This window comes from Paenibacillus sp. JDR-2, assembly GCF_000023585.1.
Classification (GTDB): domain Bacteria; phylum Bacillota; class Bacilli; order Paenibacillales; family Paenibacillaceae; genus Pristimantibacillus.
This window is the reverse complement of record NC_012914.1, coordinates 616,096-639,463: the sequence shown is the minus strand read 5'-3', so window position 1 is coordinate 639,463 and position 23,368 is coordinate 616,096. Positions and strand designations below refer to the sequence as shown.

The 23,368-nt window shown below is 51.0% G+C and carries 17 protein-coding genes; 8 read left to right on the top strand and 9 right to left on the bottom strand.

Going from position 1 to position 23,368, the window contains the following annotated elements:
- Positions 1-24 precede the first annotated feature (24 nt).
- Positions 25-2,721, bottom strand: a complete 2,697-nt coding sequence (locus PJDR2_RS02840) for an S-layer homology domain-containing protein (protein WP_041613267.1) — start codon at positions 2,719-2,721, stop codon at positions 25-27.
- Between the two features lie 248 nt (positions 2,722-2,969).
- Here PJDR2_RS02840 and PJDR2_RS02835 point away from each other — a divergent pair, with 248 nt between their 5' ends.
- Entirely contained in the window at positions 2,970-3,332 is a 363-nt protein-coding gene (locus PJDR2_RS02835) for a DUF1304 domain-containing protein (protein ID WP_012772537.1), read from the top strand.
- A gap of 124 nt (positions 3,333-3,456) precedes the next feature.
- The gene (locus PJDR2_RS02830; RefSeq protein WP_012772536.1) at positions 3,457-5,493 is read left to right on the top strand and encodes a methyl-accepting chemotaxis protein; all 2,037 of its coding nucleotides are present in this window, start codon (positions 3,457-3,459) and stop codon (positions 5,491-5,493) included.
- A gap of 63 nt (positions 5,494-5,556) precedes the next feature.
- Here the strand turns inward: PJDR2_RS02830 and PJDR2_RS02825 are convergent, their stop codons facing one another.
- The 4 genes from PJDR2_RS02825 to PJDR2_RS02810 all read right to left on the bottom strand — a co-directional run bounded on the left by PJDR2_RS02825 (position 5,557) and on the right by PJDR2_RS02810 (position 9,042).
- Positions 5,557-6,468, bottom strand: coding sequence for an AraC family transcriptional regulator (locus PJDR2_RS02825; protein ID WP_012772535.1), 912 nt, complete (start codon positions 6,466-6,468; stop codon positions 5,557-5,559).
- 120 nt (positions 6,469-6,588) lie between these two features.
- Positions 6,589-7,497, bottom strand: coding sequence for a metallophosphoesterase family protein (locus PJDR2_RS02820; protein WP_012772534.1), 909 nt, complete (start codon positions 7,495-7,497; stop codon positions 6,589-6,591).
- Positions 7,498-7,514: 17 nt separating this feature from the next.
- Positions 7,515-8,492, bottom strand: a complete 978-nt coding sequence (locus PJDR2_RS02815; RefSeq protein WP_012772533.1) for a hypothetical protein — start codon at positions 8,490-8,492, stop codon at positions 7,515-7,517.
- Positions 8,467-9,042, bottom strand: coding sequence for an RNA polymerase sigma factor (locus PJDR2_RS02810; protein WP_012772532.1), 576 nt, complete (start codon positions 9,040-9,042; stop codon positions 8,467-8,469). The genes PJDR2_RS02815 and PJDR2_RS02810 overlap by 26 nt, the downstream gene beginning before the upstream one ends.
- Positions 9,043-9,978: 936 nt before the next feature.
- On the opposite strand from PJDR2_RS02810, the gene PJDR2_RS02805 reads away from it, so the two are divergent.
- Complete coding sequence (locus PJDR2_RS02805) at positions 9,979-12,531, top strand: amidase family protein (RefSeq protein ID WP_049789997.1); 2,553 nt, start codon at positions 9,979-9,981, stop codon at positions 12,529-12,531.
- A 111-nt stretch (positions 12,532-12,642) separates the two neighbouring features.
- On the opposite strand, the gene PJDR2_RS02800 is transcribed toward PJDR2_RS02805, so the two are convergent.
- Entirely contained in the window at positions 12,643-13,470 is an 828-nt protein-coding gene (locus PJDR2_RS02800) for a phytanoyl-CoA dioxygenase family protein (protein ID WP_012772529.1), read from the bottom strand.
- A gap of 121 nt (positions 13,471-13,591) precedes the next feature.
- Between PJDR2_RS02800 and PJDR2_RS02795 the strand changes: the two genes are divergently transcribed.
- The gene (locus tag PJDR2_RS02795; protein WP_041613266.1) at positions 13,592-14,410 is read left to right on the top strand and encodes a helix-turn-helix domain-containing protein; all 819 of its coding nucleotides are present in this window, start codon (positions 13,592-13,594) and stop codon (positions 14,408-14,410) included.
- Here PJDR2_RS02795 and PJDR2_RS02790 read toward each other — a convergent pair.
- From PJDR2_RS02790 to PJDR2_RS02780, 3 genes are all read right to left on the bottom strand, one after another.
- The gene (locus PJDR2_RS02790; RefSeq protein ID WP_012772527.1) at positions 14,407-15,627 is read right to left on the bottom strand and encodes an RNA polymerase sigma factor; all 1,221 of its coding nucleotides are present in this window, start codon (positions 15,625-15,627) and stop codon (positions 14,407-14,409) included. The two genes, PJDR2_RS02795 and PJDR2_RS02790, sit on opposite strands and share 4 nt — an antisense overlap.
- Positions 15,628-15,637: 10 nt before the next feature.
- The gene (locus PJDR2_RS02785; protein ID WP_012772526.1) at positions 15,638-15,982 is read right to left on the bottom strand and encodes a YciI family protein; all 345 of its coding nucleotides are present in this window, start codon (positions 15,980-15,982) and stop codon (positions 15,638-15,640) included.
- Positions 15,983-16,084: 102 nt separating this feature from the next.
- Positions 16,085-18,199, bottom strand: coding sequence for a GMC family oxidoreductase (locus PJDR2_RS02780; RefSeq protein ID WP_012772525.1), 2,115 nt, complete (start codon positions 18,197-18,199; stop codon positions 16,085-16,087).
- A 212-nt stretch (positions 18,200-18,411) separates the two neighbouring features.
- On the opposite strand from PJDR2_RS02780, the gene PJDR2_RS02775 reads away from it, so the two are divergent.
- The 4 genes from PJDR2_RS02775 to PJDR2_RS02760 all read left to right on the top strand — a co-directional run bounded on the left by PJDR2_RS02775 (position 18,412) and on the right by PJDR2_RS02760 (position 23,334).
- Complete coding sequence (locus tag PJDR2_RS02775) at positions 18,412-19,506, top strand: GntR family transcriptional regulator (RefSeq protein WP_012772524.1); 1,095 nt, start codon at positions 18,412-18,414, stop codon at positions 19,504-19,506.
- A 252-nt stretch (positions 19,507-19,758) separates the two neighbouring features.
- Positions 19,759-20,670, top strand: a complete 912-nt coding sequence (locus PJDR2_RS02770; protein WP_012772523.1) for an ABC transporter permease — start codon at positions 19,759-19,761, stop codon at positions 20,668-20,670.
- Positions 20,671-20,731: 61 nt separating this feature from the next.
- Positions 20,732-21,574, top strand: a complete 843-nt coding sequence (locus tag PJDR2_RS02765) for a carbohydrate ABC transporter permease (RefSeq protein ID WP_049790111.1) — start codon at positions 20,732-20,734, stop codon at positions 21,572-21,574.
- 98 nt (positions 21,575-21,672) lie between these two features.
- Positions 21,673-23,334, top strand: coding sequence for an extracellular solute-binding protein (locus PJDR2_RS02760; protein WP_012772521.1), 1,662 nt, complete (start codon positions 21,673-21,675; stop codon positions 23,332-23,334).
- Positions 23,335-23,368: the final 34 nt, after the last annotated feature.

Genomic DNA, 23,368 nt, shown 5'->3' with positions numbered 1-23,368 from the left:
TTTGCGCTGAGCGCCGAATCGGCGCTAATGGATTCCGCTGCTTGGCGCAGCCGACTTGACCGCTGTCGCGTTGCCTTCCGCTCCGTTGCTGCTTACCGCCGCAACCTTGTAGTAATAGGTCACGCCAATGGATGCGGTCGTGTCCGTGAACTTGGGCTCCGTTATTTTCGAACCGATAACCGTAAAGGTCCCGTTAGCGGCCGTCGAACGCATCACATCGTAACCTGCCGCCCCGCTGACGGCGTTCCAGGTAAGAATGACTTTTCCGCTGTTTATATCCGTGCCCGCATTAAAGTTGGCGGGAGCCGGCAATTTAATGATAATCGGTCCTATAGGGATGACAGGATCGATTGGCGTAACGGAAATATCCGGTATCGGAACGGAGACGACATTGCTTGGCGCGCTTGTTCCCCCATTATCCTCTGCCATAACCCGATAGCTGTAGGCTTTTATGAGCGAGGCGGAGGAATCCGTATAGGATGTACCGCTCACGTTAGAGGCTATCGTCGCAAAGTTCGTACCGTTGCCGTCCGCGCGCTGCACCGTGTAATGAACCAGACCTCCGACGTCCGCCCAGTGAAGAACAACGCTTGCTCCGCCTCTTTTATCCGCTGTCAGGCTTTGCGGCGCAGGGGGCGGCTGCATCGTTACCGCTACCTTAAAGGTTGAGGAAGGCTTGCTCTCGCCATGCTCGTTTACGGCCGTAATTTGATAATAGTAGGTCTTGCCGATCGTTGCGGTTGTGTCCTTGAACTGCGTGCTTGAGGTACGTCTTGACGTGAACGGTCCGCTTGACGATTCCGAGCGTTTTACGTTGTACGTCGCGGCATCCTTCACGGCGCTCCAACTTAGTTGAACATCGGTCCGGTTGATAATCGTGCTGCTATACGGACCAAGCGTAGCCCGGAAGCCGAACAACTCGGCTTTCAAATTGCCGGGAGGCTGAGGCGGCGGACAATTCAGCTCCGTCTGATAGAGCTGATACTTTGCGTTGATCAGATTCGCCCTGAAGTCATCGGAGGCTATCCAGATATCATAGCCTGCAATCACATCCAGCCGGAGAAAGGCGTCTACGTTAATCGCGTCGCATCGTCCCTGCTCATAGTTGCGGCTGTAGCCGGCTTCGATGCCGGGATACAAGTCAAAACCGGCATACGCCACATCGAGCAGCGTCAGCGTTAATTGAACGTCCGGACCGGCGGCAATACTGGCATTTGCCTTTGTATCGACGTTTAGGGTTGCCGTGTTAGTGGTGTTGTTAATGGCGCGGAGGCCATTGCTGGACGAGAGGCTGAAGCCCTGCTCCAGATGGAATTGATCGTTGAAATCAACGACGACCGAAGCCCGGAAGTCGGGATCTATCCGCAAAAACAACTGCCCCTTAACAAACACGCCGGTAAAGACCGGAACGTAGAAAGGCGTGGTAAGCGGGATAAACTTGGGCTCATTTAACGCGCTGTTCCCCGTATTGGCTGACGCATGGACTTTCGTCGTAATATCGCCGGTCAGAACAAGCTTCGAATAGAATTCCAGATCGGTATCGAACCAATCGAAGTCGACATCGAGACCGATATCCGCGTTTACACCCAAGTTGCAGGCATTTAAGCTTGCATCGAACGCTATTCCATCGAGCTTCGCATTGTTTAGGCCGATATTGAAGCATGGCAAAGCCAAGGAGGCATAGCTTTGGGGAACCTGATTCAACAGGGACATATTCATTGGCTGTGCGCTCTGCCCGCTCGTCTGAATGGTAACGGAGGAATTAATGGGCTTCAGCAGTTTGGGATCTATTAACTCGGATGTGCTTATATCAAGTTTCGAGAATACCTCTTTTAGTCTAGGGACGGAGGTTTTGACGATAAGCGTGCCGTTCTCCTTGCTTACCGATACGACCTTCTTCGCGATACCGCCGTAATACTTATCGTTCGGAGGCATAACAAACACATCGCCGGCGCTTAGTTTTAATTGAGGATCGGTAATGACCCAGGTCGAACTATCGCGCATGGAATAGTTTTTGCTAGCGCTCAGCTTCACCTCGGGTCTGTATTGGACGATTTTATGAGGGGCACCCGATTTGCCGAGCAAATAGTTAAGGGCCCGCGAGAGCATCACGGCCGCTTCCGCCCGGGTTGAATGGATCCCGCCCTGGAAGCTGCCGTCCGGCATCCCCCGAATGATTCCCGTCTCCAGCGCCGCTTCGATTAAACTCCGGCTCTGCTTGATGTTCGCTTGATCCTTCAGCTTGCTTAGCATCCGTTCGTCTTTACCAGGCGGAAGCTGCAGAGCCCGGACGATCCAAATCGCCATTTCGAATCGGGTAATGGGCTGGCTGGGCTTGAATTTGCCGTCCGGATAATCGGTGAGCAGCAAAATACCGTGCTTTAATCCCGCCGCGATATAAGGCTCGGACCAACGCGTTGGTTCGATATCTTTGAACGGAACGGAAACATTATCGCTACTATATTTATTAAGCACGACCAGCATTTTCAGGAATTGTTCCCGCGTAACTTGCCCGGATGGCCTAAACGTTCCGTCCGTGAACCCCGCCACAATATTCGCTTCGGCGAGCTCCGTAATTTCGTTGTAAGCCCAGTGCGACTGAATATCGCTGAATACGGGCCGATCGGACTTCTCCGGTTGGCTTCCCCCGTTGCTATTGTTCGCGGCAGCAGCAAGAGATGGCGGGACCATGCCAAACAGCATGAAGAATACGGTTAGCAAGATGAGTGAATGACGGCTCCCCCTGGAAATACGAACACCTCCTCATAAACGAAGTAATAGCTTCCCTCTACCCGTCTGGCCGTATCTTCCTGAAGTCATTTCAACAATAGCACCCGCCCCATCCATTGGATATTATCCGAAAGTAGTAATTCAAAACGATCCGGCGACTGGTTGTTTTGCGAATAGTCGTGTATAATCTTCCCGAACAAATTGTATGCAATTTATCTAAAAAGGAGCGTCAGATTCCTATGCTAATTGTCTCCGTCATCTTAACGGCGATTGTTGCGATCGAACATGTGTATATCCTGATCCTCGAGATGTTTCTGTGGACGGGTCCAAGAGCAAGAAAAGCCTTCGGAACCGACAAAGCGTTTGCGGAAGCAACCAAATCGCTTGCCGCCAACCAGGGACTGTACAACGGCTTCTTGGCCGCAGGCCTATTCTGGGGGCTAGTTCATCCGAATGCCTCGACAGGGCACCAGATCCAGCTGTTTTTCCTGATCTGCGTACTTGTAGCGGCGGTCTACGGAGGCTTTACGGCAAAGCGTTCGATTCTGCTCGTTCAGGGTCTGCCGGCATTAATCGCGCTGATCGCCGTGCTTTTAACCTAGCTTTCATCTAAGCAGGCGACTTTCAGCGTTTTTTCAGCGGAGCTTCAGCCAAGCCTCATTTTCGCGGAGAGAGGATCCTTTATACTTGGAAAAAAGATGAAATCAAGTAAAAGGAGCCACCCAGATGAACCCTAATCCTCCCTCCAAGCTAAAGAAAAAATTGGGCTCGGTCAGAAGCAGACTCATCCTGTCCTGCCTGCTGATCCTGCTGTTGCCAAGCCTCGCGATCGGAACGTTCGCCTACGGAACAGCCAAAAACAAGGTAAGCGAGCAACTGGCAAGCATGGCGACAACCGATATTACGCTCGTCAGCCATATGATTGACCAATTTATGCAAGCAACCATTAACGACGTTAACGGACTCTCCGGGCAAATCTCCCCTCCCTCCGCCTCGCAGCTGCTTGAAGCTTATAAGCAGAACCACTCGGAGATTGAAGCGGCTTCTTATATGCAGGGCGACGGAACGGTCTTGTACTCTACCGGAAGCGTGACAGCCGATGCGGAAAGCGATGCTTATAAGCAAGCCGTCGAGAATAAAGGAAAGGCCGTTATTATGGAGCCTTACACGTCCGAGAACTCGGGCGACACGGTTGCTATGGTGGCTGAAGCTTCGTCCGACGGCAAGTCGGTTGTTGCGGTTGTGGTGAATTTGCAGGCTTTACAGGAAGCCGTTGGCGAGGTAAAGATCGGCGAACAGGGCTTTGTTGTTATTTTCAGCGCTAACGGAGGAATGGTTGTATCTCCGCCTTGGAACATGAACGCCTCCTCTGCCGAAGGCGCGGCCGATGCAGTCCCTACCGGTGAGCCGCCAGCGGATTCCGCCGGAGAACCTCCTGCGGGTGAAGCCGGCGGCGGCGAACCAGGAGTCATGTTTACCGGCGATTCCGGGCAGATCGAGCAAGTATCCCCGGAAGGCGAAACGAGGAACTTAATTTATATCACCAACGAGCTGACCGGGTGGAAAATAGGAGGCGACCGCTCTCCGAGCGAGGTCACAAGAGCAGCCAAGCCAATCCTGTATAACACGATCCTAGTTATTGCGTTATCCACCATTCTGGGCGTATTCCTGATGTGGTTCATCGTTCGTTCGATTATGAGACCGCTCAAAGCCTTAACGGAAACGACGCAAACCATTAGGCAAGGGGATTTGAGCAAACGCGTCTCCCTCACCTCCAAGGACGAATTCGGAGAGCTGGGAACCACCTTTAATACCATGGTCGATTCGCTCCGGTCAATCGTATCCGAAGTTAGTCACTCGTCTCATCAGATGATCGCCTCTTCGGAGCAATTATCGGTAAGCGCGGACCAGACGGCAGCGGCTACGGAACACATTGCCAGCACGATTGAGGACATGGCCGACGGCGCAGAGCAGCAAGTAGACATTATCGAGGACAACGCTCGGACGATACGCGACGTGACGGGAGCGATCACCCATATCGCGGCCCGTGCGCAAACGGCGGCGGATACAACAAGCCAAGTATCGGCAAAATCGTCCGAAGGCGGACAAGCCGTACAAAACGCGGTTCGCCAGATGGGCCATATCAACCACTCGGTAAAAAGCTTGGCTGACGTAATTGCCCGTCTCGTGGATACCTCAAGGGAAGTCGGCCAGATTATCGAAGCGATCTCCGACATCTCTCAGAGAACCAATCTTCTGGCGCTGAATGCGGCGATTGAAGCAGCGAGAGCGGGAGAACAAGGACTTGGATTTGCCGTAGTGGCAGGCGAGGTACGGAAGCTCGCGGAGCAATCGTCGAAATCGACGGAAAAGGTCGCGGCGCTTATTGCGGCTATACGGGGGGAGATCGGCAACGCGGATGCTTCCATGCAAGCGGCGGCCGGCGAAGTAAGCGAAGGCGTAACCGTCATTCGGACGGCAGGCAGGCTGTTCGCCGAAATCGAGCATGCGGTTGGCGAGGTTAACAGCCAGGTCCATGAAGTGTCGACGGCGGCAGAGCAAATCGCAAGCGGAACAAAGCAGGTCGTTAAGGCGATTGAGGACATCTCCGCTGTCTCCCAATCTACGGCGGACGGAGCCCAGACGGTATCCGCGGCAACCCAGCAGCAATTAGCGTCGATGGAGGACATCTCTTCGTCCGCGGCCCATCTGACCCGCATGGCGGAGGAACTGCAGGCTAACGTGGATAAATTTAAACTGTAAGCCTTTCTCAAAAAAAGTACAGAGCAGCGGCATCCTTCTCGCCGTGCTCTGTACTTGCTGAGATTATCTCTTTTCCTCGATACGATACCATAATTCGCAATACTCATCTCCGCTTGGATGCGTACAATACATTTCAAAATTACCGCCGTCAATGATATGGTACTTGGATGTTTGCAGCCATTCCGAGAATATCCGGTTTTTTAGCGAACGCAAATCGTAGTTTCCGCTCCCGTTCCCATCATTTAAGGTGGAGAATACCGCCCAAGTAGATGCCGGAACATCAATAACCGTGTATCCCTCTATCGTGCTTCCAGCTGATTTATAACATCCAATCAAATAAGGAAATGTGGTATTGCTTGTGAACCTGTAGGAATCAAATGCAAAGACCTCTCCAAGCTCTTTACCGAAGCGGCCCTCAGCCCGCCAATCCCCAGCCAATGAATGAAACAGCCGGTCAAACTCGCCATTTTTAGAAATGTTTTGCCAGATTTCCGGGATCGTTATTCCGTCCTGATTCGCAATATTGTCCATGCCGTATATATCTTCGAGTCCAAATACTTGAAAAGCTTCCCGTTCAACAATTCGATAATTCATCTCGGCAACTCCCTTAAGAATAATTTGAAAGGAGAGACGAGGGTACGCTTTCAATGGGCTACCCGCCAGTCTGGCCGCAGTAGGCGTCAGTCCATGCAAATTCTGAAATGCCCGCGAGAATGATTCAGGCGTTTCATAACCGTATTTCAAGGCGATATCCGTTACTTTGTTCTTCCTGTCTTGCAAGTCGAAAGCTGCAAGCGTCAGCCGTCTGCGCCTTATATATTCGGATAAAGGTATCTCAAGCACAAACGAAAACATACGCTGAAATTGATAGACGGAGCATAAGGCAATTCTAGCTATCTGTTCGTAATCGATATCGTGCTCCAGGTTATCTTCAATGTATTCGACAGCCAGATTCATGCGCTGAAGCCAATCCATCTCGATCCCTCCTTTCATAAGGAGAATAACACCGCGATGTTCAAGCAGCCTGACAATTCATGCACTAAAATGTCAGATTGTCCGTTTATAATCTTATCTGATCCCTCCGCTTCACCGAGTTTACTGCAAGCTACCGCTTTCAGATTGTTCATCTTCTTTAATATAAGTATCGAACCGGCGCTCTCCCTCAACGAGGGTAATGATTCTGGCGCCGCGCTTTAAATCGCCGTAAGTGTTGTAGCCGGTAGCTCGTCCATATGCAAGCGTGATGCCATGATGTTTGCCGATATAATCATTGTTATGATCATGCCCTGCGAATACCCCCATCACATCTCCTCTTTCCAACAGGGCGGCGAACAAACCGCTGTTGACCTTTGAGCAGCACACTTGCTCTCCTTTTGTGCCTTCCGCCCCGCCTGATTGCCAGACGTCGTTGTATTCGGGGATAGGGATATGCAAGAAGGCGAGGCCAGGCAACACGGCGTTATTTTTATCGGCAAGCTGGCGGGACTGTTCTCTGTACCATTGAACCTGACCAGGCTGGATCCATGCGTATCCGCCAATGCTTTCATGCGCATACTCGCCCGAATCCATAAAATATAGAACGGCGGCATCGCTGTCCGACGAAGAGCTTTTGACCGTTGCCGTATAATTGCCTATGCCGCCAATGTCCTCCGGACCGGCATCGCTAATGCAATTGCCGAATTCGGATAAAATCTCCTGCAGCTCCGGTTTCTTAACGTTTCTTTCCGCATCGTGGTTGCCATAAATAACGGCGAACGGAATGCCGGACTGGTCGGCGATTTGAACCGTTTTCCGGAATCCCCCTCTTAGGTCGCCCGTCTCATTATCGGCAAAAATAAGGTCGCCCGTGAAAACAATCAGATCCGGCTTCTCGGATTCGATCAAGTTTTTAATTAAAGCCAGCGAGCGGACATCCGCTTCCCCTAGCCCATCATACACGTGGATATCCGTAAACTGAATAATTTTAAACGTTCCGTCCTGTCGAAATGCCAACTGTTTCCCCATCGTATAAGCCTCCTATTTTACACTTTGCGTTTGGTAGCCTTAATAACCGCCTCTGCGAATTTCAATTGCTGCTTTATCTCCGCATTGCTATTCAGCCAGTACATCAATTCTCCGTCACCTACAGGCTCAAGCCAAGTTAGATAAGGCGTCTCTTGACCTTCGCTGTGATAGACCGAGATTCCTTCAACCTCATGCATTCTTTTGGCTGAGGGATTGTTATCGAAAATGGTTACCGATGTAAATTCACCGTAATTGCCGATAAGCTTAAAAGTTAAATCTCCCTCCTGATAAGTTAGACTAAGGACGGCATCTTCCATATAAGCCTGTTCGTCGGGTTTTAACTTGTAATAGGCATAGGGAGTGCCCGATGCCGCGTCGGTTGCATCCACCCACTTATCGGACTGTACGGCATTCGGGTGACCAAGGTAAGGGAATAATTCCGCCTTTGTAAGCTTGGCATTCATCACCTGATCGCCAAGCTTCTTTAGCTCGTTCAAATGGCCAACCAAACGGGGGATATCTTGCGTTGACGAATAGCTAAAACCTCGAAATAGAGGATAATAATCCTTAGGCTCTTCGTATCTTTTTACGGCGTCGATATCCTCTTGCCCAATTACAATTTGCGCGGCCTCCCCCTGCTGTAGTTGATCCTCGACCACTTTCTCAATCCGCTCTTGCAATTCAGCCTGCTCCGCGGGGATTGGATCCGGTGATTGCACCTGCATGATTTCGCGTCCGGCATCGTCCTTTATCGTAAGCACGCCTGCCGTTATAGCATAAGTAAATCCGCATAGCAGCGTCACGGTTAGAGCAATTATTGCGATACCGATTGCCATCCGCTTAGGCTTATGAGCCGTATAATTTGAAGACCCGGCAGAATCAAGTTCAATCCTTTGCATAATCCGCTCGGAGAAGTCCACAGGTGCAGGCGCGCCTCGCTTAGCGTCCCGTTTGAATTGCTCCAGCGGTTCAAAGCCCGGGGAATAATCGCTCATCGAGTTTTTCCTCCCTCATTTGCTTTCTGAGTTTCTTTCGGATGCGTTCGTATTTCTTGCGCAAGGCTGCAGCGTTGCTTCCCGTAAGCTCCGCAATTTCGGCGAAGCTGCGTTCCTCCAGCGATCGGAAAATAACCAGCTGCCGCTCTTCCGGGGACAAACCTTTTAATAGGCAGTCGGCCGACTCGTCGGAACTAGTCGCGGGAGCCGTCAACCATTGCTGTTGAATAAGAGACAACAACCGATGCTGCCCTTTATGCTTCTTGAGCGCATTAAGGCAAAGCCGGTAACCGATTTTATATAGCCAAGCGGAGAAGGAGACGGTCGGCTGGTATTTTCCAATTTCGCGGTAGGCTCTCAGGAATACTTCCTGTACGATATCCTCTGATTCCGCCCGGTCGCCTATCATGTAGTAGCAATAAAGATGTAGCCTTCTCTGAAAATGCAGCACAATCGCGCGATACGGTTCAACTTGCCCAGCCTGCACAGCCTTGACGAGATTCTCAATTCGATCCGCGCTAAGCGGCTCCATAGATTCGTTAACGTCCATATGAACTCCTTTCCCGGTTCGGGCCCGATGCCTGTATAACAACCCCAAACCGAAGAATGTGACCGGTAACTTCAAAATATTTCTATTTATTTTGTATAGTAACACCATATCCCGCTACAGGCATAAAAAATAACTTGCTTGAAACTCTCTTAATCTCCTCGCTAGTTGACATCGTTTTAGCCTGGTGCACTTCTATTTCATCTAACAATCGAGTTTAACGTTATTTTTATGTTATATTAGGTGACTTAAATTTACGTATTTTCAATAAAATTATTAAAAATATTATCTTCTATATTAATCTATGTTACTTTACTTGACGCAATACTAACTCGATGATAGAATCTCTACCAAGTTCATTGGAAGGAGTTGTAGTAAATTGTTTAAAACTAGAAACCTTTTGTCGCTTAACAAAAGTCGGCCTGCCTCAGATTCGGCAGTTCCCCGCGTGGGGAAGCGAACTTGGAGTCAAAAGGGCGTTTTTGCGGCAGCCCTCGCGCTTTCCATGGTCTTCGCGGGAGTAATTCCGGCCAACAACGCCTTTGCGTTAACAAGACTAACGTCTGAGGGCGGAATAGCTTGGGAAATCCATGATTCGTTCGCGCCTAACTTAGACACCGGCAGTATTCGCAGTGCGAGCAGCACGCCTATACAGGGGTTTGGCAATATTTTCGTCCAAGTATCCACCTCGCCAGCCCCTCGGATGAACGGTCAACTGATGAGAGACTTCGGACTGTCGTTCGACGGCAAAGATACATTCGACACTACAAAGTCCGTCAATTTGGAAATGTACTTATTACTCGCGATATTTACCTTAACAGCGCAAGCAACACCGTTCGTTTCTTCGACACGTTTACGAATACGACAAACGCTCCCGTAACGGTTAATGTATCCTTCGGCGGATCGCTCGGCTACGGAACCGGTGCAAATTACGCCGCCGTGAAAACAACCTCCAGCGGAGACACCGCCATTGCTTCCGACGATTCATGGGCGCTGATAGCCAATTCGAGAGCAGCGGATCGACCGATTGGCGTCGTTCTTGGTTCGCCGGCTCCGTTCGAAGGCGCGATGCAAGGCACCGGCGATCAGCAGCAAAACCCCTTCACCACTCCGCTAGCCGCCTCAGGCAATGACGCAAACTTCTACGGTTTTATTCATAAGTTGACGATTGAGCCGGGCCACACCAAATCGCTCGCCAGATATGTACTGGCCGGAGAAACAGGCGAGACCGGATTAACCCAGGCCGCCGATTCGCTGAATCAACTGACGGAAACCCCCGACTTAACGCACCTGACTCCCGCAGAGATATGTACGCTTAGCAACTGGAATCTTTCCAGCCTGACCGGCTTTGATTCCGCCGCTTGCGCGGATGTTACGCGTCTCGACATTCCGGCGGCTCCGGCCGCACCGCCAATGGTTACAACCTCCAATTACGACGTGTTTAACAAGAGCATAGCGCAATTGCAAAATGATATGGAAAAGGGCGTAACGACTTCCGAAGCTATTACCAAAGCCTATCTGGACCGCATTGCGGCGTATGATTTAGGCCAATTAGGCTTTCACTCCTTTCTTCACGTCTCGGAGACTGCTCTCCAACAGGCCAGAGGGGCCGACCAGGCGCGCAGAGAAGGAAAGACCGGCCAATTGCTTGGCATCCCAATCGCGATTAAAGATATTTACGATACCAAGGACATGCCGACCACCGGCGGATCCAAGGCGCTGGAGGGCTTCCAGCCCAAAGCGGACGCTTACCAGGTTGAGAAGCTGAGAGAAGCCGGCGCCGTTATTATCGGCAAGACCAACACATCGGAATTCGCCAACAGCGGCAGCTTCAGCGAAAGCGGCTGGATGCAAACCTGGAACGCGCTTTATCCGTCTAAAACTTCGTTTGGCTCCAGCGGCGGCTCCGCAGTATCCGTTGCGGCAAGCTTCGCGGCGGCAGCCATGGGAACGCAGACCGGCGTATCCCTGTACGCGCCAACCACGGGCGCAAGCTTGACCGCCTTCCGCGGCACGGACGGCATGGCCAGTACGCGCGGCGTAATCCCTCTCACATGGGGGCAGGATTATGCGGGACCTATCGCCCGCTCCGTTACCGACCTGGCTTATTTGCTGAATGCAACGACGGGCACGGATCCGCAGGATATGCTGACTCAGGAAGCGGATGCAAGAAGACCTGAAGATTGGACGGCAGCCCTCAGTGCGGATGCTTTGAAGGGCAAGCGCATCGGCTATATTCCGTCCTCATTCAACTCCTCCTATGCCGATGACGGCACGGGCGAAGCCGTTAAGCAGCATTTTGACGATCTGGTGAAAGCCGGAGCCACCATGGTCGAAATGAGCGAGCCGCCAAGCGGCGGAACAAGACCTGCCGGAAATGCGGGATCCGAGGGCTGGGCACGCTACATCGAGCTGCACGACAATTTCCCTTTCGCCAACGGCGACGAGCTGCTCGCCTCGCCTAAAGTGCTGTTATACAACCAAAGAAGCCTGCAAGTCCGTCCGCGGATGACGGAAAGCCAGGTACAGGACTATATCAACTACAGAACGAACTATAAGCGGATCATCGCAGACTGGATGGATCAATACGACGTAGACAGCGTTGTGTATGCAGGTTTCATTAGCGACGTCTATAACAACGACAGCGCGGCCTCTCAGCTGAGCTCCGACAGAGGCACCGGCGTGTTAACCTCCAACGTCGGACTGCCAACCGTTATCGTGCCCGTAGGCACGAATCCAAACGGCTATTCGATCTCTATGCAGCTGATGGGCAAGGCTTGGGATGACGCTAATGTCCTAGCCATGGGTTACGCCCTGGAGCAGCAGGCCTCGGCCCGCACGGTAACCGCCTTTGCGCCGGCGCTGAGCTATTCGCCGCCGACTACGCCTCCGACAACACCTCCAACTACGCCTCCGGGCAATAACAACGGAGCGCCTTCGGGAGGCAATGAAACACCGGATGATCCTACTCCGGAAGAGATTTCATTCACCGATACAGAGGGGCATTGGGCCAAGTCCAGCATCGACTATCTGGTTCAGAAGGGACTCCTGTCCGGCTATCCGGATGGCACCTTCCGTCCAGACCTCGGCATCACCCGCGCCGAGGCGCTGAAAGTATTGGCACTGCAGCTTGGTCTTGCATCGCAGGCAAGCAGCTTTGCCGATGTACCTAGCACGCATTGGGCTGCCGGCTTCATCGGAGCCGCGCAGAAGTCGGGACTTATGAACGGCTACGCCGACGGTAAATTCCGGCCGGACGCCCAGCTTAACCGGGCAGAAATGGCTGCCTTGGTCGCCAGAGCGTTCCAGCTTAGCGGCAGCAGCAACGTCTCCTTCCCGGATGTCGGGACAGATTCCTGGTCACGCGACTATATCGACGCTTTGATTGCCAACAAGATCGTCACGGGGTATGCCGACGGCAAATTCCGCCCTGACAATGCGATAACCAGAGCCGAATTCGCAACCATGATCGCCAGAGTGCTTCAACGTTAAACAAAAGAAACGGGCGTGGATAAAACCAGCGCCCGTTTCTTTTATTTTATATAGGAATTAATGTACCGAGATGTATCGAGATGTACCGAGAGGTATATGCATTGCTTTCGCTTATTTGTAGTGGCCCCGCGGCTTCTTGCCGCTCCACCGTTCGTCAACCTTTTCCAAGCTTGACTGGTACCGCGTATCGACGCTGAGCCGATATTGGTTCGTCGTATTGGCTAGCGAGCAATGCATGAGGAACATGCCAAATATCAATACGTCCCCCGCGCGATACTCGGCCGTAGCCCACTTGCCTCCAAATTTCTCCGTAATGACAAGCGGATCATCCGTATAGTGCCCGATGCCGGGATCGCGGTCCGAATCTTTAGAGCCGTAAGACTTCTTCAGTTCCTCGAAATGATGGGAATCCAGGCAAATCGCCAGACCTCCCATGTCATAATTGATATCGCCAAGAGGCGACCAAACGGTGTAGAGGTTATGCGTGCCGCGCCCCATATACACAATATCGTAATGCGCACCGGTAAAATCTCCTTGTCCGACGGCGCGAAGCCACTTGTAATGGTACGTCAGCGATCGCTCCCCCAGCAGCTCGTCGAAAAAGCCCATTATATGATCGCCATTCAGCACGCTGAGCAATTCCGGCAAATCTTCGTTTGTGCCCCCCATAAAAATGGTTTTGCTGCCGTCGGCCATTACGCCTTCCTCCAGCAGCGTATCCCGGTCCAGCTTGCCCATCTTGTCCATTTTCTTCAGGATGGAATGGCGCGCCTTCAACACTTGCTCCCGATTATGGAAGTCCCGAAGCAACAAATAACCGTCCTCCGCAAGCCGCTCTCTTAATGCGTCGGCATCATGCATTAGCTCATTTGAGTCTCTTAATTCCGTTAAATACGGTCCTCCAAGCTCTAGCTCCCGGCTTCCTACTTTCAGCAGCATACACGAACCACCCCTTAATCGGTATTAGCTTCATTGTAGCGCCGGCCCACCTGGCTATACCATGGAGGCCATTTGCAAAAACATGTATAATCGTACTAAAACCCCGAAAGGAAGGCTTGCCATGTCCTTTATGAATATCCCCTACGTGCTGGAAGAACTCCCGCCGCAGCCGCCCTGCCGGTTTCAGTTAATATGGAAGGTACAAGCGGACATTGCTTATCAAGTCGCCAATCCGACCGGCTTTTCTTCCCCCGGCTTATTCGCCACCTGGGAAGGCAAAGGCGTAATCACGCTGGGAAGCGAGCAGCATGAGCTGGTTGCCGGAACCTATATAATCGTACCGCCGGATACTCCCACCGCATACCGATGTCTCAATGGGAATTGGAAGTTTTATTTTCTGGAATTTGATTCGCTGGACATGGCCTTAGGATTAAACCTTCCTGTAGGCATTCCCGTATCTACCGCCAAAATGGCGGAAGCCGCCCGAATGAACGAGCGGCTGATTAACAATCTCATTATGAAGCCTGCCGGCTATGCTTACGACTCCCATCTGGCGATGCAGGAGCTTCTGCTGCTATTCGCCAGGGAACGGCATGCCAACCGCTCCGGCAGACATCCCGAATTAGACGATATTTTGTACCGCATGCACCAAACGATTGGACAAGCCTTCCCGATCGAGAAATGGGTTCAGCAAAGCGGATTATCGCGCAACGCCTTTTTCACCCGCTTCCGCGAGAGAACGGGGATGTCCCCCAACCAATATATGCAGGAGCTGAAGCTGGCCGCGGCCAAGACATCGCTCGAGACAACCCAAGCTTCGGTGAAAGAAATTGCCGCCGCCCTGCAGTTCTATGACGAATTTCATTTCTCCAAGCTGTTCAAAAAAAGATACGGCATGTCTCCCCGGGCTTACCGGCGGGATGCACCGCTTGCGGATTAACAGATCTCCATTGCGCGTTGGTGCAGGAACTGTTTTACCGAACGGTCTTCGCAAAGGCCAATCGCGCGGCTGTAAGCTGTTCGGGCTTCCTCGAGATTTTCCATTGTTCTATGCAAATGAGCGAGCAGCGCCCAATAAGGCTGGTAGCTGTCCCTATTCGCTTGAGGTATCGCTTCTAGAAGAACCAGTCCTTCTCTCGGACCGTATGCCTCCGCAACAGCAGCCGCGCGTCCTGCCAGAATCCCGAGAGTTGGACTCAGTTGGCTTAGTCCCTCGTATAACAAGGCGATTTCCTTCCATTCCGTACGTCCGGTCCTTGCCCGCTGGGCATGAACGGACTGAATGGCAGCCATCAGCTGAAATCGTCCGATTCGGCCGAATCGCGCTGCTTTATGCAGACATTTTTCTGCCTCCGTTATCAACGGGACGGACCAGCGCGATGTATCCTGCCCGCTAAGCGGAATGTAGCTCCCCGTATCGTCGCGGCGGGCACTTTGCCGTGCTTCGCAATGCAGCATAAGCGCAAGAAGCCCCTGCGCTTCGGGTTCATCAGGCATATACGCGGCAAGGAGTCTTCCCAAATAAATGGCCTCATCCACTAACCCTCTGCGCCTCGAATCTACTCCCGCAAGATCATCCCAACCGCTGCCATACGCCGCATAGATAGAATCCAGCACGGCATCCAAGCGTTTAGGCAATTCTTCAATGTCAGGCATGGTGAAGGTCAGACGGTCGCTTCGAATTTTTGCTTTGGCGCGCGTAAGCCGCTGTCCCATCGTGGAGGGTTTCACTACGAATGCGGACGCGATGCGGGATGCATCGATGCCAAGCACGAGCTGCAGCATTAACGGCGTATGAATCAACGGATCGATCTCGGGATGCGAGCACAAGAACAGCATTTTCAGCCGATCATCAGGAAAAGCTGCGGAATCCATATGCTCCGCTTCCTCCGACATGGCGATCAGAGCCGAATAGGCTTTTTCGGAAACGCGCTTACGACGGAGGCGGTCCATGAGACGCCGCTTGGCTACCATAAGCAGCCAGGCCTCCGGTTTGTCCGGAATCCCCTTCTTCGGCCACGATTCCAAAGCGGTGACGAGGGCATCCGCAAGCGCGTCTTCAACCGCCTCCAGATCACGCCAGTTAGCGGCTAGATAGGAAAGGATTCGGCCATAGGAGTCGCGAACGGTATTTTCGATCGTCCGATAAATATCCATCACGGTCCTGCTACATAGCCGGGAGATTTTGTCTTACTTCGACTGCGTTTACGGGAGCGCGGGCCGCCCACTCCAGCGCAGCATCCAAGTCAGGCACGTCTATAACGAATAATCCGCCAAGCTGTTCTTTCGTTTCGGTAAAGGGGCCGTCCTGTACAAAGATGGTTCCGTCATTTCGTTTTAATGTCGCTGCCGTCTCTGGCGCATGTAGGCCAAACCCGGTAACCACAACCCCGGAATCACGCAGGGCATGAACATAATGCGACCATCCCGCCAGATACTCCTGCTGTTTTTCAAGGTCCTTGCGAGCGGCGAAATCCTCCGTACTTTCAAAAAACATCAGCGTAAAATGCATGCTTCAAGCTCCTCTCATCGATCACTAATTTGACTTGCATACTTATGTCGATTTCGGAATGCGGATTTCTACAAGGCCTATAAAATAATTTCGCCTCAGTGATTAGCCCAGTTTCACCAGGTTATCCGCCGTGCGGAAAGCTAATGCCATAATCGTCAGAACCGGATTTACTCCGCCGTTCGTCACGTGAACGGATCCGTCGCTCACCCACAGATTGTCGTATCCGTGCACGCGGCCAGACGGATCGGTGACGGATGTCTCGGGATCATTCCCCATACGAAGTGTACCCGCCTGATGCTGTCCTGCGCTTAAGCCCCCGCCCGGCTTGGTCTGCCAGACTTCAAGCGCACCGGCTGCCCACAGCCACTTCTCCGCCTGCCCGCCCAGCACAGCCGCAGCTCGAAGGGACTCGGGATGAACGCTGCCTGATAGGGAAGCGACCGGTATGCCAAAACGGTCCCTAACCGACTTTGACAACCGCACCCTGGATTCGGCGTTGGGAATCTCCTGAATTGGCCCTTGAATTTGGCTCGTGCGCAGGAAGGTATCCCGCATCGTTTCCTTGCCCTTCATCCCCCATCTCGCCGCATTCGGCGAAAGCGCACGATACCAATGGATAAGAGGCAGCCGGGTGAACTCGTTTGCGAGCAGCCCCCCGCCGATAATTCCCAAATTGCTATGTTCCGTATTGAAAGTCGCGATGCTGACCCCTGGACCAAGGCCGTCTTGAACCACCTCGTCAAAAATCCCGTAAGCGCCGGAATATACATGGCCCTGCAGATTTCTGCCGACTTGGCCATTCCGGTTGCCGATTCCGTCCGGCTCTGAATCGCTTGCGGAGTTAAGCAGAAGCCGCGCGCTTTCAATCGCTCCCGCAGCAACGACCACATGTCCTGCCTGAATTGGCCGACGCTGAACCGAACCCTTCACTTCCTGCACTAGACGGACTCCGGTCGCATGCTTTCCTCCATCGCTATCTATGTACTCGGCAAAGGTATCGCAGATCAGATCGCAATTGCCCGTCGCTATCGCCCTTACCAGCATCGTATTATGCCCGCCGTTCTTGCTGTTCGTTGGACAGGCGAATCCCACGCATTGACCGCATCTGCCGCAAGCCTGCCGGCCGTCCCTTTCAACGGAATTGATAAGAAGCGGTACGGCACCGGAATGCCAGCCCAGCTTTTGCGCAGCCCGGGCTAACCGTCCGGCTTCCAACGTCATAGGCATAGCTGGCATAGGATAAGGACCGTAACGCTTGCCCCTCCCGGGATGGGCACCCCCGTCGCCGGATACGCCAACTTCCCATTCCGCGCGCTGGTAATAAGGCTCAAGATCTTCATAAGAGATCGGCCAGTCGGCGAGCGAGCTGCCTTCCGGTATTCCGTAACGGCTTGCCATACGGAAATCTTCCGTATGAAAACGCCACGCCTGCGCGCCGTAAACCCTCGTGCCTCCACCAACCGTCATCGCATTATTATGGTAATCGCCATCAATAGGCAGCGTTATTCGTTCGCTTCCGTCCGCCATAGCAAACGTGCGGGGATTGCCTTCCGCATCCGGACCCGTGTTATGCCCGTATTTGCTAATCCGGTGATTCCGCAGGTGATCCCTGCCAATCTGATCGTATTTCAGCCAGCTTCCGCGCTCGACTACAAGCACTTGCATGCCGGACTCGGCCAGGACGGCCGCAGCTACCGATCCCCCTGCTCCGGCCCCGATCACAACCGCATCGTATCTGTCTCGCAGCTGCTCAAGCGTTTTATGCGGAAAATCGGCCTCCGGAGCTGGCGCAATCGCCTCTGCCACGGGGCCCGGACGAAAGCCTATCATCTCCCACGACTTTCCTTCTCTATTCCCTCCAGCTTCCGGAGTTCCGTAGTAACCTTCAACTGTTAGATTCAATAGTGTATCAAAAAATAGCTTCGACGAAACAGGCCAATCCCGGTAGGCATCAGACTCCGCCTCTTGCAGCAGTTGATCCTGCTCATCGGCAGGCAATTCGGAAAACGGCTTCCCATGAAGCCTTATTGCTTCCTCTTGCAAAGAGCGGATTCCGGGTTCAATTATTTTCGCCCAGACAGCAGCATCTTGTGCGGCATAACGCTCCAAATAGGTTAAGACTCCCGCATCGCTTGCCGACTGCCAATCATCCCCTGGAATCAACCGATCCGTAACCGCTTTCAAAAGAGCATCCACATGTAATTGATCTTGACTCATTCCCCTGATCCCTCCCCGTTTCTAGCTACCTTCATCATAATCTGTTTTTCTAGTGATTTGCAAAGTAGTTTCTCGCATTTGCTCGTTGACTCATCCCCTACCTCGCATCCGCTCCTCTTCAGGTTAAGGACCCCTTGTATCAAAAAACTTGACACAGATAATGGCGAAGAGTACATTGAAAGATAAGTTCTGGATGAGGGGAATGTGCGGTTGTGGCTAAGTACACCGTTATAAAGGAAGATATTAAGCGACGGCTGAATAGTGGAGAATGGACGGAAGGCTATAGATTACCATCCAGCCGCGAGTTCGCCCAATATTACGAGTCTAGCGTGAATACGATTGAGAAGGCGATTAAGGAGCTGGCGGAGGAAGGCTGGCTGATCCGGGATACCCGGAGAGGAACATTCATGGATAAAGGGAAGGAACCTCTGCCGGGCGGCTCTCGTCTGGTAGCCGCTTTTGTATTCGGAATTGATAATCCGATTTGGGCGACTGCATTAAGAGGCGTGGAAGACGTGTTGTTTTTGAGGGGATATCAGCTGTTAAGCTCAAGTGACGATCGGAACATGGCAAAGCTGGAATCTCTCGTGCGAGGAGCGGTGGAAAGAAAGGTTGAAGGGGTTATTCTAAGTCCCATAATGAACCAAGGGCATGAAGAGATCAATAACCGGATCTTCTCTATGCTGGAGAGCAACGGTATTAAGCATGTAAATTTGGATCGTGCTGTCCACAACACCAGTATTCCGTATGTTACCAGCGATAATCTTACAGGCGCTTACAATCTAACCAAGCTTCTCATTGCACAAGGTCATCGACGAATATTATTTATTAAAAATTCAAATATAAGTACGATAAATGAGCGGCTCTGCGGCTTTAAACAAGCATTTATCGACTCGGATTTAGAGTATTCCGATGAATTTGAAGTTTTCATTTCAACGAAAAACGAGGATTTCATCGATGAATTCGATGCGTATTGTGAAGTTCTAGAGAAAAAAATGAAGGAGATGCAGTTCACGGCTGTTTTTACTGCAAACGATCAAATTGCCGAAGCCGCTATCCGTTCGTTCGAGAACCTGAATTATCGCATCCCTGAGGATGTATCGCTTGTCACGTATGACGCCGAGAATTTAAATCGCAGAAGTAAATTAAATGTCACCGGTGTCACGCAGCCCTTTTATGAAATGGGGCAATGCGCTGCAAAATTATTGCTGAACATGATTGACGACCATGAAAACCAATCTTTTTACGGACAAGTATGCAATTCGAAAATGTATATCGGCAAGTCCGTGAAATCGATTGTCACCTAACGAAAAATTTATACTATCCCAATTAACGGCTTTGTTGAATTTCCTTTATGGATATTCAACAAAGCCGTTTTTTCGATTTAAGCTTTGATCAGGTCGCCCCTTCTGTATCATTTTTATATCAATTTTTAGATACAATAAATTAATATATTGACACAGATGTTCATCGGCTGTATTGTTCTTTGTAAGCGGAAACAATCTATTAATTGATCCAGAGAATCTGGAAATACCATGTTGTCTGAGGGGTGAAAAAAGATGGTAAGCGCACACAAGCTTTTCAAGGCATGTTGGAAGCAGCGGTATTTATTTTTAATGGTCCTGCCCGGTTTTTTGGTTGTATTGGTATTCAGTTACTTTCCGATGTACGGAATCCAGATCGCATTTAAAAAGTATAGCGCGGTACGCGGGATGTGGGGCAGCGATTGGGTAGGGTTTAAGTATTTCGTTTTATTTTTTCAAGATCCGATGGCCATGAGGGTGCTCAAGAACACCTTATTGTTAGGCTTCTACTCCTTGCTGTGGGGATTTCCCGCCCCGATTATACTGGCTTTGCTATTCAATGAATTAAAACGTCCCATATTCAAAAAAGCGGTACAGACGATCTCCTATTTGCCGCACTTCATTTCCACGGTCATTATTATCGGCATTCTTCGAACCTTCACCGAAAGAGACGGCTTGTTTAACCAAATTGCGGCTTGGTTCGGCAGCGACCCGATTGTGTTTCTGTCAGAACCCGAATGGTTCAGGACCATATTTATCAGCTCAAGCATATGGCAAGGAATCGGCTTTGGCACAATCTTGTATCTGGCGGCATTAAGCAGCGTTGATCCTACGCTCTATGACGTTGCGAATATAGACGGTGCAAACCGTTGGAAGAAAGTGCTGAATATTAACTGGCCGCACATCAAACCAACAACAATCATTTTGCTTATTTTGTCCCTTAGCGGCATTTTGGGAACGGATTTTCAGAAGATTCTCCTGCTCTATAACCCGGACACCTATGAGGTTGCGGATGTTATCGGGACCTATCTTTATCGCGAAGGCATCATGGGGTCCAGATTCGAGTATACAACGGCCATAGGGCTCTTCCAGTCATTTGTTGCGTTCATCTTGCTCATAGGGGCAAATATGCTTAGCCGCAAAGTATCAAACACGAGTATTTGGTAGGAGGTGAACAAGTTTGGTAGGTAAAGAGAGTATTGGATCGAGGATATTTGATTTGTTGAACATGGTGTTGATGCTGCTTCTATGCGTGGCCATGTTATATCCATTCTTGAACGTTATTGCAACTTCTTTAAGCAATTCCGAGCATATCCTTAGGGGCGATATTACGATTTTTCCGAAGGGCTTTAATCTTGGCGGTTACAGGTACATATTGAAGGATCCTTTCCTCTATTCGGGTTACGCTCATTCCATCATTTACGCTGTCGGATCCACCCTGTTTATGCTAACCTTCACTTCCCTGATGGCCTACCCGCTGACAATCCCGGAATTCGTGGCCAAAAAATTTCTTTCGATTTTTCTGGTCATTACGATGTTCTTTAGCGGCGGCTTGATCCCTTCGTATTTGCTTGCACGCAGCCTTCATTTGCTTGATACCTACTGGATTATCATTATTCCAGGCTGTGTGTCCGCGTTTAATGTCTTTTTGTTCAGATCCTTCTATCAAACGATACCGGCCGATTTGCGAGAATCCGCCGTAATCGACGGCGCTAACGATATTCAAATATTAATAAAAATCATTTTGCCGTTATCCAAACCGCTCTTGGCCACCTTTGCACTATTCGGCATTGTCGGAAGCTGGAATAGCTGGTTTGAAGCCCTCGTCTATCTGCAGGACGAGAGCAAGTATCCTTTACAGCTCATTTTAAGAAAATATCTGTTTTCCATTTCCTTTGATTCCGGAACCGGAACGGAAGTCATGCAGGCGATGCTGTCGCAAATGAATATTAGTCCCAAAAACATTCAAATGGCGATCGTCGTCATTGCGATGTTTCCCATCATGGTGATTTATCCGTTTCTCCAGAAGTATTTCGTGAAAGGCGTCATGATTGGTGCGGTTAAAGGCTGATTTTCCAAGGCTGCCGAGAGGAGTGGTGCCTATTCGAAAAGAGACCTGAGTCTAGCAACATTCGCGCGTAGATGACAATGATTCCAGGAGGGGTAAAGATGAGACAACGCATCAAATTAACTTCTTTATTGCTTGCAGGCGTATTAAGCACGGGAACCGTTCTGGCAGGTTGCAGCTCTGACTCTACTACCGCAACCTCAGGAAACACCAAAGCTGCGGAGCAAGCTGGAGGAACGCTAAGCTTTTCCGTAACGCTGCCCTCCTTCGGCGCCAAAATCGAGGATTCTATGGTGCAGAAGGAATGGGTTAAACAGATGGAAGCCCTTATGGGCAAGAAGCTCGACATAAAATTTAATTACATCCCGATTGGCGAGTACGATGAGAAATCCAAACTTCTGCTTGCCAGCGGAGATACGACGGATCTATTCATGGTCATGAGTAAAGACCTCTATAAGCAATACGAAACGGAAGGCACGTTCCTTGATTTAAGCAAGTATACGGATCTGCTGCCGAACTACTTGGGCCTGGTCGACCAAGCGACGGACGGTAAAATCAAAGCGATCCGATCCGACGGTCAGTTCTATGGATTATGGAATATAGACCTTCCTCGGCAGGCGAAGGATAAAGGAATGGGCGTATACACGCCGGCAACTTACCGCTATGATATTTTTCAAAAGGAAGGCCTCCCTATTCCAACTACGTTGGACGAGCTGTACGCGGCTGCCAAAACGTTAAAAGAAAAATATCCGAATTCCTATCCGGTCAATACGCAAGGCGGCTCTTTCGATTCGCTCTTTTACGCTAATCATAACGGCGGCTCCTCCATCTATTGGAATGGGAAAAATTATGTATACGGGCCGTTCGAAGACTCCTATAAGGAAGCGCTGCAGTTTGCAAATAAGCTGTACGCGGAGAAGCTGCTAGACCCTGAGTCGTTCTCGGATAAATCCGACGCAGTAAAGAAAAAAGCAATGAACGGCACGAACTTCATCTTGCTGTCTAACTGGTTTACCTTCGCCGGGGACTGGAACCGCGCTTCAACCGGAGGAGAGAAATTCGTCATTTCCTTGTTCCCCGACAACCCTAAATACGGGAAAGCATGGCAAAGCGTGAACGACTTCAGCTCCGTAAGCGTTAGCTCGGGCGCAGTGATGGTTGTCAGTCCGAAGGCTAAGAATGTGAAGGATTTAGTTAAGCTGATGGATTTGCAATACAAGCCGGACATTGTAACCCTGATTACTTGGGGAATCGAAGGTACGACCTATACGAAAGACGCCAGCGGCAAACCAACCTTCGTGGATTCGATTAAACATGCGGACAACCCGTGGATGGAAGGCGATAAATACGGAATGCGTTCAAGCAGCTCCTACCGTCCCGGCCTGCAGATGGCGATTGATACAAGAGCATTCGTTGATTTTGCGCCTAAAGATTCCGGTATCATCAATGGCAAGCCGGTTGATCAACCATGGGAGACCGCGTTCCAAGACATCCCGTTCCCTAACGACTACGTCCCTCCTATGATTTTCGAGCCTAGTCTTGAATTTACCGATACGGAACGCGAGCAAATTACTTCGGTGATGTCGCCGGTAAATACGTTTGTAGCGGAAATGCAAAATAAATTCGTGAATGGCAAAGAAAGCTTCGATAACTGGGCGGCTTTCCAAGCTAAAATTAAAAAAACGGGCGATCTCGACAAAGTGCTCAACATCTATGAGGATGCGCTGAAAAGATACGAAGAAAGACGTGCAGCAAATAAATAGTTAGCGATTATGCCCGTTATCCCCTTCCCAGGAG

Excerpts from the sequence above, each read along its gene's own strand:
- PJDR2_RS02835 (WP_012772537.1), top strand. The coding sequence starts at position 2,970 with ATGCTAATTGTCTCCGTCATCTTAACGGCGATTGTTGCGATCGAACAT.
- PJDR2_RS02830 (WP_012772536.1), top strand. The coding sequence starts at position 3,457 with ATGAACCCTAATCCTCCCTCCAAGCTAAAGAAAAAATTGGGCTCGGTC.
- PJDR2_RS02825 (WP_012772535.1), bottom strand. The coding sequence starts at position 6,468 with ATGGATTGGCTTCAGCGCATGAATCTGGCTGTCGAATACATTGAAGAT.
- PJDR2_RS02820 (WP_012772534.1), bottom strand. The coding sequence starts at position 7,497 with ATGGGGAAACAGTTGGCATTTCGACAGGACGGAACGTTTAAAATTATT.
- PJDR2_RS02815 (WP_012772533.1), bottom strand. The coding sequence starts at position 8,492 with ATGAGCGATTATTCCCCGGGCTTTGAACCGCTGGAGCAATTCAAACGG.
- PJDR2_RS02810 (WP_012772532.1), bottom strand. The coding sequence starts at position 9,042 with ATGGACGTTAACGAATCTATGGAGCCGCTTAGCGCGGATCGAATTGAG.
- PJDR2_RS02800 (WP_012772529.1), bottom strand. The coding sequence starts at position 13,470 with ATGCTGCTGAAAGTAGGAAGCCGGGAGCTAGAGCTTGGAGGACCGTAT.
- PJDR2_RS02795 (WP_041613266.1), top strand. The coding sequence starts at position 13,592 with ATGTCCTTTATGAATATCCCCTACGTGCTGGAAGAACTCCCGCCGCAG.
- PJDR2_RS02790 (WP_012772527.1), bottom strand. The coding sequence starts at position 15,627 with ATGGATATTTATCGGACGATCGAAAATACCGTTCGCGACTCCTATGGC.
- PJDR2_RS02785 (WP_012772526.1), bottom strand. The coding sequence starts at position 15,982 with ATGCATTTTACGCTGATGTTTTTTGAAAGTACGGAGGATTTCGCCGCT.
- PJDR2_RS02780 (WP_012772525.1), bottom strand. The coding sequence starts at position 18,199 with ATGAGTCAAGATCAATTACATGTGGATGCTCTTTTGAAAGCGGTTACG.
- PJDR2_RS02770 (WP_012772523.1), top strand. The coding sequence starts at position 19,759 with ATGGTAAGCGCACACAAGCTTTTCAAGGCATGTTGGAAGCAGCGGTAT.
- PJDR2_RS02765 (WP_049790111.1), top strand. The coding sequence starts at position 20,732 with ATGGTGTTGATGCTGCTTCTATGCGTGGCCATGTTATATCCATTCTTG.
- PJDR2_RS02760 (WP_012772521.1), top strand. The coding sequence starts at position 21,673 with ATGAGACAACGCATCAAATTAACTTCTTTATTGCTTGCAGGCGTATTA.